Annotated in this window: 16 protein-coding genes; 7 read left to right on the plus strand and 9 right to left on the minus strand. The window is 60.8% G+C overall.

Annotated elements, in window-relative coordinates; all coding sequences use genetic code 11:
- Positions 1-93: 93 nt before the first annotated feature.
- From AAIH70_RS27425 to AAIH70_RS27440, 4 genes are all read right to left on the minus strand, one after another.
- Complete coding sequence (locus AAIH70_RS27425; RefSeq protein WP_430036998.1) at positions 94-555, minus strand: tetratricopeptide repeat protein; 462 nt, start codon at positions 553-555, stop codon at positions 94-96.
- On the minus strand, positions 552-1331 hold the full coding sequence (locus AAIH70_RS27430; RefSeq protein ID WP_430037001.1) for an ABC transporter ATP-binding protein: 780 nt from the start codon (positions 1329-1331) through the stop codon (positions 552-554). Before AAIH70_RS27430 ends, AAIH70_RS27425 begins: the two co-directional genes overlap by 4 nt.
- 44 nt (positions 1332-1375) lie before the next feature.
- Entirely contained in the window at positions 1376-2215 is an 840-nt protein-coding gene (locus AAIH70_RS27435; protein WP_430037004.1) for an ABC transporter permease, read from the minus strand.
- Positions 2216-2309: 94 nt separating this feature from the next.
- Positions 2310-3401 (minus strand): ABC transporter substrate-binding protein, encoded by a 1092-nt coding sequence (locus tag AAIH70_RS27440; RefSeq protein WP_430037007.1) that lies wholly within the window; start codon positions 3399-3401, stop codon positions 2310-2312.
- 291 nt (positions 3402-3692) lie between these two features.
- Here AAIH70_RS27440 and AAIH70_RS27445 point away from each other — a divergent pair, with 291 nt between their 5' ends.
- The 3 genes from AAIH70_RS27445 to AAIH70_RS27455 are packed head-to-tail and all read left to right on the plus strand — an operon-like array spanning position 3693 to position 6095.
- A complete protein-coding gene (locus AAIH70_RS27445) occupies positions 3693-4541 on the plus strand; it encodes a transporter substrate-binding domain-containing protein (protein ID WP_430037010.1) in 849 nt (282 codons plus the stop codon).
- Positions 4542-4579: 38 nt separating this feature from the next.
- The gene (locus AAIH70_RS27450; protein WP_430037013.1) at positions 4580-5104 is read left to right on the plus strand and encodes an SCO family protein; all 525 of its coding nucleotides are present in this window, start codon (positions 4580-4582) and stop codon (positions 5102-5104) included.
- Positions 5105-5123: 19 nt separating this feature from the next.
- On the plus strand, positions 5124-6095 hold the full coding sequence (locus AAIH70_RS27455) for a cytochrome-c peroxidase (protein WP_430037016.1): 972 nt from the start codon (positions 5124-5126) through the stop codon (positions 6093-6095).
- Between the two features lie 31 nt (positions 6096-6126).
- Here AAIH70_RS27455 and AAIH70_RS27460 read toward each other — a convergent pair whose 3' ends face one another.
- From AAIH70_RS27460 to AAIH70_RS27475, 4 genes are all read right to left on the minus strand, one after another.
- Positions 6127-6606 carry an Lrp/AsnC family transcriptional regulator gene (locus tag AAIH70_RS27460; RefSeq protein WP_430037134.1) on the minus strand — a complete coding sequence of 160 codons (480 nt, stop codon included), beginning with the start codon at positions 6604-6606 and terminating at the stop codon, positions 6127-6129.
- Positions 6607-6730: 124 nt separating this feature from the next.
- The gene (locus AAIH70_RS27465; protein WP_430037019.1) at positions 6731-7723 is read right to left on the minus strand and encodes an ABC transporter substrate-binding protein; all 993 of its coding nucleotides are present in this window, start codon (positions 7721-7723) and stop codon (positions 6731-6733) included.
- An 11-nt stretch (positions 7724-7734) separates the two neighbouring features.
- Entirely contained in the window at positions 7735-9348 is a 1614-nt protein-coding gene (locus tag AAIH70_RS27470; RefSeq protein WP_430037022.1) for an ABC transporter substrate-binding protein, read from the minus strand.
- Positions 9349-9544: 196 nt separating this feature from the next.
- The gene (locus AAIH70_RS27475) at positions 9545-10639 is read right to left on the minus strand and encodes a rhodanese-like domain-containing protein (protein ID WP_430037026.1); all 1095 of its coding nucleotides are present in this window, start codon (positions 10637-10639) and stop codon (positions 9545-9547) included.
- Between the two features lie 229 nt (positions 10640-10868).
- Between AAIH70_RS27475 and AAIH70_RS27480 the strand changes: the two genes are divergently transcribed.
- The 4 genes from AAIH70_RS27480 to AAIH70_RS27495 are packed head-to-tail and all read left to right on the plus strand — an operon-like array spanning position 10869 to position 14780.
- Complete coding sequence (locus tag AAIH70_RS27480) at positions 10869-11903, plus strand: ABC transporter substrate-binding protein (protein ID WP_430037028.1); 1035 nt, start codon at positions 10869-10871, stop codon at positions 11901-11903.
- A complete protein-coding gene (locus AAIH70_RS27485; protein WP_430037031.1) occupies positions 11903-12775 on the plus strand; it encodes an ABC transporter permease in 873 nt (290 codons plus the stop codon). The genes AAIH70_RS27480 and AAIH70_RS27485 overlap by 1 nt, the downstream gene beginning before the upstream one ends.
- Before the next feature lie 3 nt (positions 12776-12778).
- On the plus strand, positions 12779-13489 hold the full coding sequence (locus AAIH70_RS27490; protein WP_430037034.1) for an ABC transporter ATP-binding protein: 711 nt from the start codon (positions 12779-12781) through the stop codon (positions 13487-13489).
- Between the two features lie 37 nt (positions 13490-13526).
- A complete protein-coding gene (locus tag AAIH70_RS27495) occupies positions 13527-14780 on the plus strand; it encodes an acyl-CoA dehydrogenase family protein (protein ID WP_430037036.1) in 1254 nt (417 codons plus the stop codon).
- A 103-nt stretch (positions 14781-14883) separates the two neighbouring features.
- On the opposite strand, the gene AAIH70_RS27500 is transcribed toward AAIH70_RS27495, so the two are convergent.
- On the minus strand, positions 14884-16197 hold the full coding sequence (locus AAIH70_RS27500; RefSeq protein WP_430037039.1) for an NtaA/DmoA family FMN-dependent monooxygenase: 1314 nt from the start codon (positions 16195-16197) through the stop codon (positions 14884-14886).
- Positions 16198-16218: the final 21 nt, after the last annotated feature.

Raw genomic sequence — 16218 nt, forward strand, 5'->3', positions numbered from 1 at the left:
GGCGGTTGATATCGTCCGGTGTCTCTGGCGCGGAAATTCCTGCCATCAAAAAAGACGCGCCACCACCTTGGATGGAGACCTGAGTTGGCGACCTTAGTGCTGGTGCTCGCCCGCGGCGGCAATGGCCTTGGCAAGGGTGTCTTTTTCAATGCAGCCCTGCGGGCAAAACAAGGCCAGCAGATCGAGATTGGCCTGAGCGGCATCGCGGTCTCCGAGAGCGATAAAGAGTTCGCCCTGATATTCGAGCGCCGGACGGTGATCCGGTGCATAATACAGGGCTTCCTTGTACCATTTTGCCGCTTCGTCGTAGCGTTTGAGCTTGCGGTTGGCAAAACCGAGCAGGTTGTAGAGGTCGGCATGCTTGACGCTGGTGGTCAAAGCTTCGAGATCAACGATGGCGTCCTGATAGCGGTCGGCATAGATCTTGGCGCGAATTGCGGAAAGATCGGGAAGGTCCGTGCTCGGCGGCGTATCGACCGCGCCCGCAACAGGCGCGATCATCATGGTGCCGACAATGGCGAGAACCGACGCAAGCCGACGATAACCAGACCTCATTCCGCAGCCTCGGCAAATTGCGCACCTTCGCCCATGGCGGAGAGGATCTGCTGTTTGAGATCGGCAAACGCATGGCTGGCGCGGTCGCGCGGTTTTGGAATATCCACCACGAAATCCTTGACCACCCGGCCGGGATTTGCAGCCATCACCACCACCCGGTCGCTGAGATAGATGGCCTCGTCGACATCGTGGGTGACAAGGATCATGGTGACGCCTTCCGCCTTCCATATCCGTTCCAGCTCGCCTTGCAGCCTCTGCCGTGTCAATGCGTCCAAGGCGCCGAGCGGTTCGTCCAAAAGCAGCACTTCCGGGTGATTGACCAGTCCTCGTGCAATCGCCGCGCGCTGCGCCATGCCGCCGGACAGTTGGTGCGGATAACTTGTTTCAAAACCCTGCAGACCGACGAGAGCGATATGGTCATCGATCGCCTTCTTTTTCTTCTCCGCGCTCCATGTCGAGTTTTCCAGACTGAGCGCAATGTTCTGCTCCAGCGTCAGCCACGGCAAAAGCCGGTGATCCTGAAAGACGATCCCCCTCGACAGGCTGGTGCCGGACACTTTTTTGCCATCGAGATGGATTTCGCCATCGTAACCGTCATCGAGCCCGATGATCAGTCGCAGAAGTGTCGACTTGCCGCAGCCGGACGGCCCGACAATGGTAACGAAACTGCCGGCTGGTGCGTCGAGACTGACATTCGACAGCACGCGAAAGGGCTTTTGGTCGACGAGATAGGTCTTGTCGATATTGCGGATTTCAAGATTGCCTTGATCGGCCATTATTATCTCCTGCTGCGTTCGAAATGAGGGTTGGTCCTGACGGCTCAGCCGTCAAAACCCTGTTTCCAGCGCAGCACCCGTTTTTGCAGCGCGTACATGCCGCGGTCGATCGCAAACCCGACAAGGCCGATGATGATCATGCAGACCACCAGCTGGTCTGTCAGAAGCAGGCCTTGCGCCCGGAAGATCAGGAAACCGATGCCGTGCAAGCCGCTTAGGCCTTCGGCCACTACAACCAGAGCCCAGGCAAGGCCGGCCGAATAGCGCAACGACACCATGATGCTGGGAACGGCAGCGGGAAGCACGACCTTGCGGATCAACTGCCAGCGCGTCAGCGTCAGCACGCGTGCCAGTTCGATATGGTTCTTGTCGACATTGCGGATGCCCTGCAGCGTGTTGAGAAACACCGGGAAGAACACCGATTTGCCAATGACGAGAATTTTTGCGGGCGCGCCGATGCCGAGCCACAGCACGATCAGCGGCAGCCATGCAATGCCGGGAATGTGGCGGATCGTATCAAAGGTCGGCCCGAAAAACCGCTCGACCTTGCTGGAAAGACCGGCGGCGACGCCCAGCGCGACCGCGACCAGCGCTCCATAGATGAAGGATTGCGATACGATCGAAATGGATTCGATGAAGTCGATATGCAGGTTCTGGCGCGTGAGCATGGTCCAGAACGCGTTGACGACGGTGAGCGGGGCCGGCAGAAAAACCGGCGGTACCCAGCCGAAACTGGCCGACGCTTGCCAGAAGCCGAGAACGATGGCCGGGAGGATGAGGCCAATGCCATTAAAATGGGAAAGAAAGCCAAAATAGTTCGGGCGCCGCCGCTCGGCTCCGACGAGCTCGGCCTGAAGATCCGTCGCAATACTCAAATTCGTCATTTTGTCCTCGGTCGATTTCGATCCGGGCGGCGAAAACTCGCTCTACCCTTGGGGAAGGGCAAGGCGCGGCACCTGATGGCGCCGCGCCTGTCGATCACTCGTAGATGGAATGCGAGCCGCCGGCGAAGAAACGCTCATCGACGAATGCGTGGATCTGTTCATTGCTCAGCGCGCGCTCGGTCAAGATGTCGTCGCCGTTGGCGACATACCAGGCCTGGAAATCACGGATGCTCTTGCGGGCATTATCGGCGCTGTGCTCACCCTTCATGAATTCGTAGGTGGACGGATCGGTGATCTGGAATTTGGCGATGTGCACCGGCACACGCGTGCCTTCCGCAATGATTTCCGCCGACTCGTCGATATTGGCGGCAATCCATTCCTTGGTGCGTTCATGGGCAATCAGGAACGCCTTTACCGCTTCCGGATATTTGTCGACGAAATCGCGCTTGGCGAAATAGGAGACGCGACCCGCGCCATTGACATAAACACCATCATCGGGTGAACGGCCGACGACCTTGACCTCGCCGGACAGATAGAGTGCTGCAGCACTGTTGACAGCCAGATGCGCGGCCGTGGCGTCAATCGCACCGCTCAAAAGGGCGGCGTTGGTGGCGGCGGAATTGTCGATCGACTGATAACGCACCTTGCCCACCTTCAGGCGACTGTCGAGCGGAATGCCGGCCTTGTTGAATATCTCGAATGGCGACGTGAAATAGCAGCTGACACGGCTGGAGGCGAATTTCTTGCCTTCCAGATCCTTCACGTCCTTGATGCTGTCGTCGTTAACGCGGGCAAGGATCGGCGTGCGGAACTTGTCGGAGGGCTCCGATTCCCAGATGATCACCGCGTCGAGGCCATTGGCGCGATGCACCGTGGCCGGATAGATCATGCGCTGGGCAATCGCGATGCCGCCATTGTTGACGGCGGCGGCTTCAGCGCCGATCAGTTCGGCCGTGCCTGATGCGATAAGGTTGACGCTCGGTACGCCGACCTTGTCGAATTCCTCCTTCAGAAACCCCTTTTTTTCCGCCACGACTGTCCATGGGCGCAGTTGCAGATTGATCTGCGTCAGCTTCTCCGTTTCCGCGCTTGCCCTTTCGGAAGGCAGGGCGAACGCGATTGCGACAAGGCTTGCGGCACCCAGCGCGGCGGCACGGAAGCGTAAGGAAAATTTGCTGCGAGACATGTGGTTTCTCCTGATCCATTGGCTATTCAATGGCGCGGAGAGTGTTGGCTGCATTCGGGATGGTCAATCTTCACGGCAGACGCGCAACCATCGACGAAAAAAGTCGATGAATTATTTTGCTATTCGTCAGGGTTGCATGAGGCGGATCATTTCGGATGTGATCCGTATTTTGGAATGGTCACCATCGTCGCGCGCATCTGTTCGAATACGAGCGCCCGAACAAATTTATTCTTTGTCATGCTGGAAGAATAATTCTCTTAGATGCCCTTCGCCTGACGTTAGGATCGGCGGATGACAAACAGAAATCCCTTGCCCGCGGCAGAGCAAATGCCGCGTATTGCGATTGGCTCAGGCGCCTCGGTCAGCCGTATTCTTGCCATGCTGGTGGTCGCGACCCCGCTTTTGACGGGCACACATGCCAGCGCCGGGCAAGTCCTGAAGATCGGCGTTTCTTATATTCCTCCGACACCGCGTGTCACCGACACGCGGCTTTATACGGAGGAAGGTTTCGAGATCGATCTTGGCCGGGAGATCGGCAAAAGGTTGGTGCGCGAAGTCGAGTTCGTCCGCGTTGCTGCCGGCGATCGCCAACAAGCGCTGGCGGAGGGGCTTGTGGATCTGACAATCGGCAGCGAAACCGGCCCGCCAGCTGAAAACCAGAAAACCTTTGCGGCCGGTGCGACGGCCGGACTGAGCGTTGCGATGCGCAGCGATACCAGCATTCGCCAATGGGGAAATCTGCGCGGCAAAACCGTATGCATTGCGGAGGCAAACGAGCGGTCGAGAAAACTGGCGCAAGATCTCGGCGCCAAGGTGCGCGAAGAGCGGGCGCCGGCGCGGTCCATGATGCGGGTCCGCACCGGTGACTGCGATGCAGCCATTCATGAACAGCCCGTGCTGGACAAGCTGTTTGCGGAAAAGAACTGGCAGAAATTTTCGGCCACCTTGCCGCCTGAAGCGCCAGCCACTCTGGCCGTCACGGTCTCGCCACAGGTGCCGGAGGCGCTGGCGAATGCAGTTGGGCAGGCTGTGGCCGGCTTCAATACGAAGGAAGGGTGGAAGACCCGCATTGGCCGCTGGGCCGCCAATGTCGCCTTCGAAGTCTATCTCGATCAGGAGGCTCCGGATTGTCACGGCTGACCGTTAAAAGAGTTGTCATCGGCCTTTGGGGCGCCATAATGTTGGTCGCGCTTGCCGGGGTAGTAAAGGCGCAGGACGTGGATCTCGGCGGGCCGTTTACGCTGAAGGCCCAGGATGGCCGGACCTTTACGGAAAAGGATCTGGCCGGTCGTCCCTATGCGCTGTTTTTCGGCTTCACCCATTGCCCGGAAGTCTGCCCGACCACGCTTGGCGAAATCTCGGTGAGCCTGTCCGAACTCGGAACCGTTGCCGAGGATTTCAGGGTGGTTTTCGTCACCGTGGATCCCGAGCGCGATACGCCGGAACGCCTCAAGGAATATCTGGGCTGGTTCGATGAACGCATCGTCGGGCTTTCCGGCACGGTGGAAGAGGTGGCCGTCATGGCGCGGGCCTTCAAGGCCACCTACAGAAAGGTGCCGACCAGCGGCGGAAACTATACGATGGACCATACAGCGCTGATTTTCCTGATGGACCGGCATGGCCGGTTTTTCGACAAGGTCGCTTATGGCGAGCATCAGGAATCGCAGTTTCGAAAAATCCGCGATCTGATTGCCGTTCGCTGACATCATGCCGAAGAGGCGATTGCTTGGATCACGGCTTGCCACTTTAATTCTGTTGATCGGCGTCACTCCGATCGTGGCACGGGATGCGGTAGAGAGCCGAACTCCGCCGGAAAAAATCTCGCTTGCCGCACTGGGTGCGCGCCTGTTCACCGATCCCTCCCTCTCCAAAGGTGGCAAGACGGCCTGTTCGAGTTGTCACATGCCATCGCGGTCCTTTACGGATGGTCGCGCGAGATCGATTGGCGATAGCGGAATACAAACGCGGCGCAACACGCCGACATTGCTGTCGGTATCGCGCCGCGCCACCTATTTCTGGGATGGAGCGGAGGCCGAATTTCAAGCCGCGGTGCAGAGACCGCTGTTCGACCCGGATGAAATGGGCAATGTTTCCGCAGACGCTTTGGTCGTCCGCATTCGCTTGGCGGAGGACTACGAAAGCGATTTCGCTCGGGCTTTCGGATCGCCGGAGATAACCCTGACGCGCATCGGGGAAGCACTTGCAGCCTACATTCGCGATATCGATGAAGCCTCCCGCCATGCAGCTGCGGCCGAAAAGCCAAGCCTGACGTCGCAGCAATTGGCCGGACGGCGGATATTTTCAGGTAAGGCCGGTTGCGGCATGTGCCACGCGGGACCAGCGCTCACCGACGAAGCGTTTCACAATACCGGCCTCGCCATGCCCGGTGAAGCGGCCGCCGATACTGGACGGTTCTCAGTCACGGGCGATCCGTCGGATGCCGGCCGGTTTCGCACGCCAAGCCTGCGCGCGGTGGCAAGCACGGCCCCTTACATGCACAATGGCGCCTTTGCGGATCTGGATATGGTCATCCGCCTTTACGAGCGTGGCGGCGGCTCGCCCTGGGTTCGTGATCAGGCCGAGGAGGCCGATCCGGTTGCGCGCAATATGGCGTCCGTGTCGCCATTGCTGGCGCCGTTCGTGCTCACGGAAGACGAACGCAATGCGCTGATTGCATTCCTGAAAAAACTCTGATGACCATCGCTGAAAAGCGGCGTGCCATGCCTCATCGCCCACGCTGCGCTGGCACGACATATCCGAGTGGCAGTTCCGTGGTCTGTTTGATCCGGTCCATGGCGAACATCGAAGAGACCGACCTCAGCTCCACTCGGGATGCCAGCTTTCTGCAGAACGCGTCGTAGGCCGGCAGATCAGGCACTGCCAGTTTGAGGACGTAGTCGGTGTTGCCGCTCGTTCGATAGACCTCGGTTACCTCGGGTATGTGCTCGATCGCTTCCACGAAACGTCGTCGCCAGTCTTCGGAGTGGGTGGCGGCGCAGATCGAAACGAAAATGGTGACGCCGGCCCCAACCTTGTCGGCATCAAGAATGGCAACGCGACGGCGAATAATGCCCCGGTCCTCCATCCGTTGTATGCGCCGCCAGGAGGGCGTGGCAGAAACCCCGACGAACTCGCCGATGTCGGAAACTGTGACTGTCGAATCCTTCTGGAGAATCCCCAGTATCTCCCGATCGATCTGGTCCAGGCTGGCCTGTTGCTGGTTGTCGCGGCGCGGTCTCGTCATTGCATCCTCACTTTGGGCGGAGTGCTAGCGATCTTGCTGACTGGGGTGCACCAGGCGGCGCAGGGATAACCCGCCGTGCGACCAATCATGCGTTATCGTCCTGATGCAGCGCCCATTGGCGAACATCGACGTCGTTGGGAATAAACCCCTGCCGGAAAAGGAAATCGGCCTGATGCTGCAGCGCTTCCAGCCTGTTTTCCGCAAGCGTCGGCAGCAGGTTGGCGGTCGAAAAGCTGCCGAAGGCGATCTCCGCATCGGCCGCCGATTGTCCTGTTTCTCCGGCGAGGATCGCCCAGAGTTTCTGGCGATCCTCGCCGATCGCGTGCACGGCTTCCGTTACGGCCGAAAGCACAGCGCGCACCGCCTGCGGATGGTCGGCAATGAAATCCTCATGGAAGGTCAGCGTGCGCGGTGTGCCGTTGTTGACCCTGACGAGCGGATTAACGACGTGATCGAGCCGCAGGACGGGCCGAACACGACCGGAAATGATCGCCGCTGCGCCGACAGCACTTTTCAGCCAGACCGCGTCCACACGGCCATTCTCGAGCGCCTCGAGTTCATCATCGAAATGTTCGCCACCGCGTTCGCCGGGTGGTGTCGGCCGATGCGCGACCTCGACAAGGTTCACATCTGACAGCTGCCGGCCGATGGTGCCGAGCGCCTGATCTATTCCGCGGAAAGCCGAAATCCCGGCAACGTCGAGCCGGTCACCGGCCGAGACCGGCACGGCAAACCGGGCACTTGCCAGATCCCTGATGCTCTGGAAACCGGAATTGGGCCGCACGACGATCGCCTGGATCTCGTCCAGCCAGGTGATGCCGAGAAGACGGGTGCGCGCGCCGCGGCTTTTCGGCCAGATCGCCGGGATATTGCCGCCCTCGCGTATCAGGTTGGCGATGCCATGTTCGAAATGGTGGCGCCTGATCTCCGGGTCGGTGACGTCCTGAAGTGCGCTTGGCGCAAAGCCGCTGGCCTCAAGTGCTTTCTGCAGGACGCCAAGTCCGGCACCCACGCCTGTCGCGGTCGGGGCAGGACAACGGGTGTAATAGATCTGTCTGGTCAGGGTTGCGGTGGTCATGGCAGCATCTTTCACTGTTTCACCCAGGTCGTGGCGAAATCACCGGAAATGCCGGAGGCATCGGTGATGGCGTTGACGACACGGCGGTTGAGATAGGTGAAATCGAAATCCGACAGGAGGTTGATGTCCGGCAGGTCGGTCACGACCTTGGTCTGGATCTCGTCCCAGAGTTTTTTGCGACGACCGGCGTCGATCTCGATGGCGGCACTTTCCAGAAGCGCGTCGACCTCGCGGTTGACGTAGTGCGCGCCGTTAGAGAAAGGCACGCCCGGCTTGAAATTGTTCGACCAGTAAAGCCGCTGGACGCCAACGGTCGGGTCGAATGTATTGGTCATCGAATTGGTGGTGAAGGCAAAGTCGCGGTCGGTATAAACGCGTTTGACGTAGCTTGCGAAATCCTGACTGCGCACGGTGACGTCGATGCCGATCTTGGCCAGCGCCTGCTTGACGTATTCCGCCGTGCGCTTGTCGCCTTCGGTCGATGGCCGGTAATCGTGAATGACCGAGAAACGGATGCCGCCGGTCTTGCGCGGAAAACCGGCCTCGTCGAGCAACCCCTCGGCGGCTTTCAGGTCAAACGGGTAGGTGGGCAGGCCTTCCGTGCGGAACGGCGCAAGATCGGGACTGATCGGGCCGGCGACGATCTGCCCGAACCCGTACCAGATGACGTTCCGGATTACCGTCTTGTCCAGTGCATGGGCAATGGCGCGCCGAACCCGCAGGTCCTTGAAATAGGGATTGTCGAGGTTGAACTCGATACGCTTGACGCCGGAATCGAAGACGGAGCCGCGGTCGTCGATCACGATATGCGGCAGTGCCTTGATGCGCTCGACTTCGCTCAACGGGATCAATGTGCCGCCGGCAATGTCGACTTCCTTCGTTTCGATCGCGATGGCGCGGGCGCCGGCATCGGAAATGAAGCGGATGATCAGGCTGTCGAGGTAAGGCTTGCCGGCATCCCAGTAATCTGGGTTTCGCTCGAGCACGAGGTGGCTGCTATGGACCAGTTCGACGAAGCGGAACGGTCCGGTTCCAATCGGTCGGTTGTTGGCACCGTTGGCCGCCGCATCCTTGCCCTCATAAATGTGCTTGGCAACGATCGGTGACTCGCTTGCGACCAGGGCGTTCAGCAGATACGGAGCTGGCTTTGACAGGCGCAGCACCAGAGTGTGCTCATCCGGGGTTTCCAGCTTCTCGACATTGGCGAATGTTGCGCGGCCACGCGTATGGATCTGCTTCAATAGTCCGATCGAAAATGCCGCGTCGGCGGCGGTGAACGGTTGGCCGTCATGCCACTTCACACCCTTGCGGAGCTTGAACGTGTAGGTCAGTCCGTCAGGTGCAACGGTCCATTCGGTCGCGAGCGCCGGTTTCGGTGTCAGGTCGAAATCGTAACGCAGCAGGCCTTCGATGATTTTGGGGCCGATGCTGCGCGAACCGTCCGGAGAAAAGGGAACGAGCTGCGGCGGCTGCACGGCCGTCATGACCACCAGAGTGCCACCCCGTTGCGGCTCGGCACTGTCGGCAGCGGCGGGCGGGCCGGCAACGGCGAGACCGGACGAGGACGTTGCCGCCAGCAGAAGCGCGGAGCGCGCAAGCAGGTGGCGGCGGGAAAGGATCGGCATATGAGCCCCCATGAGGTGCGAGGCCCCCGTGATTTGCGGGTGCTCTCAAAATATACAAAAACAGTAGATTGGTGATGGCGCATCGGACAAGGAAACGGTGTTTCGAATTTGCGCTTTGTCAGGAAATATCCATCTCGCCGCAGAGGGTGTCCGGTCCGCCAGGGCGATAACTGCGGCGAACCGGATCAGGCGCCTGTCAGGCGACGCGACTCAATTCTTCCCGGTCGAAATCGGCAAGCAGGATGGCGATCTCGAAACCGCGCCTTTGCAGCCAGTGCGCGACGGTGCGTGCCCGCACGCCGAGCCGGTCGTCGATCAGCACGACCCGTGCGCCACGAACCGCGATGGTGCGATAGGTCACGCCAAGCAGCTGTCCGCCCTCGGACGACAACGTGTCGGGCAGATGGCCCGCCGCGAATTCCTCCGGCGTCCTGACGTCAAGAAGATAGGTGGTGCGATCGGCATCGGCGGCCCAGGACCGGGCGGTTGAGAGGTCGATTTCCGGAAAGCTGTCGTCACGGGTCAAACGGGAGAGATGTACCCGCGCGAAGTCGCGGGCGGCATCGCTTGGTTCGTCATAGGTGCGGGTCTTGCCGGTTTCGAGTTGAAGACCGGCGCGGGTCCAGCCCTTGGTTCCGTCGTCGAGATAGGAAACGTCATTGGCAATGCCGGCATCGATCAGCGTCTGGGCGCCGAGAATGGCGCGCGGAATTCCGGCGCAGGAGACGACGACCTTCGTCTTTTCCGAGGGAACGACGTCCTTGAAGCGCAGGAGCAGTTCGGCGCCCGGAATGCCGATCGCATCCGGCACATGATCACGGGCAAACTCTTCCACCGTACGCGTGTCAATGACGATGACGTCCTCGCCCTTGTCTTTCAGTGCCTTCAATTCCTCGGCGGAAATGACGGGCGTGTTGCGCTCGTCCCTGACGGCGAGCGTGAAATCGCGGCCGGGTATATCGAAGGTCGGCAGGCTTTCGGGTTCGCCTTGCGCCGTCCATGCCGGGATGCCGCCTTCCACCGCAAACACCTGTCCGCGTCCCTGCGCCGCCAGTTCGCTCGCCAGCCGTTGCGCCTGTCCGTCACCACCATCCAGAAGAACGGTGCGGGTGACCGGCCGCGGCACGAAACGCCCGATGTCGCCCTTGACCTTCGCCGCCGGCAGGTTGGTAGCGAACAGCGGGGAGGCGTAACCGACCTCTTCGGGCTGGCGGATATCGAGAACGGCCAGTTCCTGCCCATCGGCCAGCCAGGTGCGGAAAGTCTCGATTGAGATGGTCTTCGTGCTCATGGTGAGGTTCCTCTTCGTGAGTTGACCACCTGAGCCTAGGGCAGGCGGGGTGTTCATCGAAGGCGCAGGCGGCTCACCATGTGGCACGAGTGGGGAAGGTGTTTTTAAAATACATAAACATAATAGACTATTCTTGCTTAACCGCAATTCGGCGTTTTCCTAGGCTGTCTGTCAGCGAGATGCGCGGGTGAGCCCCGGTCTTGCTCCCCTTCAAGCACTGGAGCTTAGCATGACGATATTGCGCGATTTCAGCCAAGCGGCGAAAAAATTTGGCCTGGCACTGACGCTGGCCTCCAGCTTTGCCATTGCCGCCACATCCGGCGCGAAGGCACAGGATACACCGGATCTCAGTGGCGTGACATTGACCGTCGGCACCCCCAACAAGACCGGCCTTCACCGCCAGCTGATTGCCGCCGGAGAAGTCGATAATCTTCCCTACAAGATCAACTGGGCGGATTTCGATTCCACTCCGCCGCTGGTCGAAGCGCTGCGCGCCGGCCATGTCGACATCGCCGCTGGCGGCGATACCGGCGTGCTGGCAGCGATCGCCAACGGCGTCAAGGTGACGATCGTCGCCGCCACCTGGGAGCGCAAGGAAAGCGGCAGCGCCGTTCTGGTGCGCGGCGATTCCGACCTTAAGACGGTGGCTGACCTGAAGGGCCGCAAGGTCGCGCTTCCTTACTTTACCAAGCAACATTATCAGTTCGCCACGGCCTTGCAGCAGGCCGGCCTGCCGTTCGATCCCAAGCTGATCCTCAATCTCAACACCACCGATGGTCTTTCGGCACTGGTCAACAGCCAGGTCGATGCTTTTGTTGTCTGGGATCCCAACACCGCCATCGCGCAGCAGCAGCATGGCGCGCGCATTCTGCAGCCGCTCGGCAGGGTGATCGATACCGCCGGTGTCGTTTACGTGCCGACCTCCTCGCTGGAGGATCCGGCTCGCAAGGCGGCACTCAAGGATATCACCGCCCGCATCGTGCGCGCGCAGGCCTGGGTGAACGCGCATCCGGCCGAATGGGCGCAGCAGGTGTCGAAACTGTCGAAAATCTCGCTCGAGGCCGCCCATCTGCAGGCCAGCCGTTCGCGCGTCGAGCATGCGCCGGCCACCGATCCGCAGGCGCTTGCCGGCTGGCAGAAGCAGGTGACCTATTTCCATGAGGGTGGCCAGTTCCGCAAGGACTTCAAGGTCGAGGATTATGTCGCCAGGGACTTTGGTGAGGTCATCGAGGCGGAAAACAAGAAGCTGGCGAAGACCAACTGATGGCCGCGGTTTCAAGCTTTCCGGAGATCGACCGCGCGGAGCCGGTCAGTCACGAAGGAGGCCATCCGGACCTCGTCAGGCTGGTGCCGTCCAGTGGGCGGGGCCAATCGCGCCTGCCGCCGGGCGTCGGAAAGGCGCTCGGGCCGGCAGTTCTGGCCTTCCTCTGGTGGAGCTCAACCCATTTCGGATGGATTTCCGAAGACTTGCTGCCGGGACCACACGCTCTCTGGATCACCTTTGGCGAACTGATTGCCAGCGGCGAATTTGCTGAAGCCGTGTCGCTGTCGCTTTATCGCGTGGCGACGGGTTTCAGTTTCGGCTTCGTGATCGGTATCGGCCTTGCGCTGGTGTCCGGTCTGTTGCGAATCGGTGAGGATTTTATCGACGCGCCGATGCAGATGGCCCGCACCCTGCCATGGGCTGGTCTCGTGCCGCTCTTGATCATCTGGCTCGGCATCGACGAAACACCAAAGATCACGCTCGTCGCCTTTGCCGTCACCTTTCCGCTCTACATCAACACCTTTGCCGGCATCCGCAATGTCGACCGCACGCTGGTCGAGGTGGCAAAGACCTTGTCCTTCTCGCGGGCAGCGCTGATCTTTCAGGTCATTCTTCCGGGTGCGTTGCCGAACCTGCTGGTTGGCCTGCGCTATTCGCTGGGGTCTGCCTGGCTGGCGCTGGTGTTTGCCGAAACGGTCAATGCGCAGGGCGGGCTCGGATATCTGATCACCCATGCCCGCGAGGTCTACCGGGTCGATATTATCATCCTGTGCCTGATCATCTACGCCTTTCTGGGCCTAAGCGCCGATCTTGTCGTGCGCCTGCTGGAGCGCGTCCTGCTGCGCTGGCGGCAGAATTTCGATGGAGTGTGAGCCATGACGATCCATCCCAACGATCTGGCCGCACCGGCGGTGCGCGTGCGCGGCCTGAAACGCAGCTTTGCCGGACGCACGGTCATCGAGAAACTCGATCTGGATATCCGGCGCGGCGAGTTCGTCGTTCTTCTCGGGGCCAGCGGCTGCGGCAAGAGCACGCTTTTGCGCATTCTCGCCAGCCTTGATGAGGAGATCGAAGGCGACGTCTTCGTCTCGCCGCGACGCGGTGTCGCCTTCCAGTCGCCGCGACTGTTTCCGTGGAAACGCGTCTGGAGCAATGTTGTCGCCGGTTTGAAGACCGGCCGGAAAGGCGCCGAGGCGGCGCTTGCCGAGGTTGGCTTGTCGCATCGTGGCGATGCCTGGCCAAAGGATCTGTCCGGCGGCGAGGCGCAACGGGCCTCGCTGGCGCGTGCTCTGGTGCGCAATCCCGACCTTCTTCTGCTCGATGAACCCTTTGGCGCGCTCGACGCGCTGACGCGTCTCAAGGCACAGGCGCTGGTGGCCGCCCTCTGGCAAAAACATCGCCAGGCCGTGCTGCTTGTAACCCACGATGTGGAAGAAGCGCTGCTGCTCGCCGATCGCATCCTGGTGATGCGCGATGGCACGATCGCCCATGAGGCGATCATCAACCTGCCACGGCCCCGCACCGCCGGCGGCGCGGATTTCGACGCCCTGCGCACACAATTGCTCGGCTGGCTCGGGGTCTCCTGAGCCGGCTGTTTCCGACAACACCATTGGAGGATTTTCCATGACAAAAACCGATCAGGCATGGGGCAGGGCGCCTACGGCCCGCTATGAGGAGATCGCGGCGCGATTTCGCCCCATCTTCGACCAGATCGCCGCAGGCGCCATCGACCGTGACCAACAGCGGCGTTTGCCTTACGAAGAGGTGCGCCTGCTGCGGGATGCCGGTTTTGGCACTTTGCGCGTGCCGCAAGACTACGGCGGCAGCGGTGTGACGCTGCCAGAACTGTTCGGTCTTTTGATCGAACTCTCGGCCGCCGATCCCAACATCACTAACATCTTCCGCAGCCATCAGGGCTTTACCGAGGATCTGCTCAACGCACCCGACAACGACTGGCGTCGCGAATGGCTGGGGCGTGTCGGGCGTGGCGAGATGATCGGCAGCGGTTTTTCCGAACTCGGTGGCTCGGGTCCGGGCGATTATGCGACGCGCATCGTGCGGGATGGCAAGGGGTACAAGCTGGACGGCGAAAAATTCTATACGACGGGTTCGATCTATGCGGACTGGATCAATCTCGCCGCCGTCGATGTGACCGGTGGCCCGATCGCGGCGCTTGTGCCGACCAAAGCGGAAGGCGTCGAGATCCTCGATGACTGGGACGGCTTTGGACAGGCGCTGAGTGGCAGCGGCACGGCGCGTTTCAAGGCAGTGCGGCTGGAAGAGTTTCACGTCAAGCCGGATTATGGCCGCTTTCCCTATACGCCGTCCTTCTTCCAGCTGGTGCATCTGGCAAGCCTTGCCGGCATTGGCCGGGCGGCTGCAGACGAGCTTGCACGCCATGTGGCATCCCGTTCGCGCAGTTATCCGCGCGGAAACGGCAAGACCAGCGCCGAAGATCCCCAAGTGCTGGAAGTGGTCGGCCGGGTACGCGGTCCGGCCTATGCGGCCGGTGCCATCGTCATCAATGTTGCCGAAGCGCTGCAACGCTCCTATGAGGCCAATCTCGAGGGTGTCGATCCGCTCGAAAACAATGTGCATCTTGTGGTCGAGATCGAAACCAGTCAGTCGGTGACGGTCGTTTCGAAACTGATACTGGAGGCAACGACGGTGCTGTTCGATGCGCTGGGTGCCTCGGCCGCAAAACGTGCGCAGGCACTGGACCGGCACTGGCGCAACGCCCGCACCATCAGCTCGCACAATCCGCGCATCTATCACGACCGTGTGGTCGGCGAGTTTGCGGTATCGGGCAAAAGGCCTGTTGCTGTCGGTTATCGAAAAATCATCAGCCCGTATGGGCCAAGCAGCGAAGTGGCCTGAGTCGCCCTCTGCTTTCAAACCACAGCTGTTGCGAGGCGGACCGCACAGTTGAAAAAGGCCCCGGATGGGAAACCATCCCGGGGCCTTTCGTTTTCAGGATTTCTCAGTGGGCGATGGGAAAGGGCAGGCCGTAGCGTTCGCGCACGGTTCCGGCTTCGTAATACGTGCGGTAGACGCCGCGATCCTGCAGGATCGGCACGACCTTTTCGACGAATTCCTCGATGTCGTCAGGCGCGCGCGGCGGCTGCAGCGTGTAGCCATCGACCGTGCCATCGGCCCACAGGTCTATTATGCCGTCAGCCACCTCTTCCGGTGTGCCGAGAAGAAGCCGGTGATTGCCTTCTGCCCGCCGCACCGCCTGCCGCGCCGTCAGTTTTTCGTGGGACAGAAGATCGGACAGGCCAAGCCCCATGCCGACAGCCTGCAAGCGGTTCGGATCAGGAATGAAACGTTCGGCGTCAAGCACCGCGTCCGGGTCGAACCCGTCCGGGTCGATCCCGTGTTCCTTGATGAAACGGGCAATCAGACCATCTTCCGAGCCGGCGCCGCTGAACAGTTCGTGCTTGCGCAGCGCCTCTTGGCGGGTCTCTCCGAGAATGGTGACGAGGCCCGGCACGATGCGAATGCCGGCCGGATCGCGGCCGAGCGCGACAGCACGGTCCTTCACCTTCTTGCCAAACGCCTGCCCCGCCCCGCGCGAGAGAATGTTGCAATAGATGATCTCACCATGTCGGGCGGCGAGGTTGATGCCGCCTTCGGAGGCTCCGGCCTGCGCAATCACCGGATGCCCTTGCGGGCCACGCGGCGTGTTGAGCGGGCCCTTGACGGTAAAGAAGTCGCCGACATGGTCGATCGTGTGGGCGGCCGTCGGATCCCAGAAACGGTCATCCGGCACATCCCCTTCGCGGGCCGGGTCCCAGCTTGCCCACAGTTTCTTGGCAACATCGAGAAATTCGGAGGCCTTTGCATACCGTTCGCTGCGCGGCGGCAGCGGGTCGGAGCCGAAATTTGCCGCCACGTTCGGGTTGAATGACGAGACGATGTTCACGATCAGGCGACCGCCGGAAATGATGTCGGTCGACTGGGTGCGCCGCGCCAGATTGAACGGCGAATTATAGGTGGAGGACATGGTGGCGACAAAACCGATATCGGGTACCTGCGCCGCCAGTGCTGTACAGAGGATGAGCGGATCGATCGTGTGGAACGGTCGGCTGTTCGGATCGGTCATCAGCGCCGGATGGTCGGAGAAAAACACCGCGTCGAACAGGCCGCGATGGGCAAGCTTGGTCAGCCGCAGATAATAGTCTGGATCGTTGATGTCGTGGCGATCGCCGCGGCGATATTTCCAGGCATTCGCCAGATAGCCGGTCGTGTTGATCCCGACATTGAGATTGAGCGTGCGTGCGGCAGCAGTCATCGTTGGTCATGTCCTTATTGA

Origin of the sequence: Neorhizobium sp. BT27B, from assembly GCF_050455485.1 — a bacterium.
Lineage (GTDB): Bacteria > Pseudomonadota > Alphaproteobacteria > Rhizobiales > Rhizobiaceae > Neorhizobium.

What these genes read in the sequence shown, in the direction of transcription:
- AAIH70_RS27490 (WP_430037034.1), top strand. Translation starts at nt 12,779, where the DNA reads ATGACGATCCATCCCAACGATCTGGCCGCACCGGCGGTGCGCGTGCGC.
- AAIH70_RS27450 (WP_430037013.1), top strand. Translation starts at nt 4,580, where the DNA reads ATGTTGGTCGCGCTTGCCGGGGTAGTAAAGGCGCAGGACGTGGATCTC.
- AAIH70_RS27500 (WP_430037039.1), bottom strand. Translation starts at nt 16,197, where the DNA reads ATGACTGCTGCCGCACGCACGCTCAATCTCAATGTCGGGATCAACACG.
- AAIH70_RS27445 (WP_430037010.1), top strand. Translation starts at nt 3,693, where the DNA reads ATGACAAACAGAAATCCCTTGCCCGCGGCAGAGCAAATGCCGCGTATT.
- AAIH70_RS27470 (WP_430037022.1), bottom strand. Translation starts at nt 9,348, where the DNA reads ATGCCGATCCTTTCCCGCCGCCACCTGCTTGCGCGCTCCGCGCTTCTG.
- AAIH70_RS27480 (WP_430037028.1), top strand. Translation starts at nt 10,869, where the DNA reads ATGACGATATTGCGCGATTTCAGCCAAGCGGCGAAAAAATTTGGCCTG.
- AAIH70_RS27485 (WP_430037031.1), top strand. Translation starts at nt 11,903, where the DNA reads ATGGCCGCGGTTTCAAGCTTTCCGGAGATCGACCGCGCGGAGCCGGTC.
- AAIH70_RS27430 (WP_430037001.1), bottom strand. Translation starts at nt 1,331, where the DNA reads ATGGCCGATCAAGGCAATCTTGAAATCCGCAATATCGACAAGACCTAT.
- AAIH70_RS27465 (WP_430037019.1), bottom strand. Translation starts at nt 7,723, where the DNA reads ATGACCACCGCAACCCTGACCAGACAGATCTATTACACCCGTTGTCCT.
- AAIH70_RS27495 (WP_430037036.1), top strand. Translation starts at nt 13,527, where the DNA reads ATGACAAAAACCGATCAGGCATGGGGCAGGGCGCCTACGGCCCGCTAT.
- AAIH70_RS27440 (WP_430037007.1), bottom strand. Translation starts at nt 3,401, where the DNA reads ATGTCTCGCAGCAAATTTTCCTTACGCTTCCGTGCCGCCGCGCTGGGT.
- AAIH70_RS27425 (WP_430036998.1), bottom strand. Translation starts at nt 555, where the DNA reads ATGAGGTCTGGTTATCGTCGGCTTGCGTCGGTTCTCGCCATTGTCGGC.
- AAIH70_RS27475 (WP_430037026.1), bottom strand. Translation starts at nt 10,639, where the DNA reads ATGAGCACGAAGACCATCTCAATCGAGACTTTCCGCACCTGGCTGGCC.
- AAIH70_RS27435 (WP_430037004.1), bottom strand. Translation starts at nt 2,215, where the DNA reads ATGACGAATTTGAGTATTGCGACGGATCTTCAGGCCGAGCTCGTCGGA.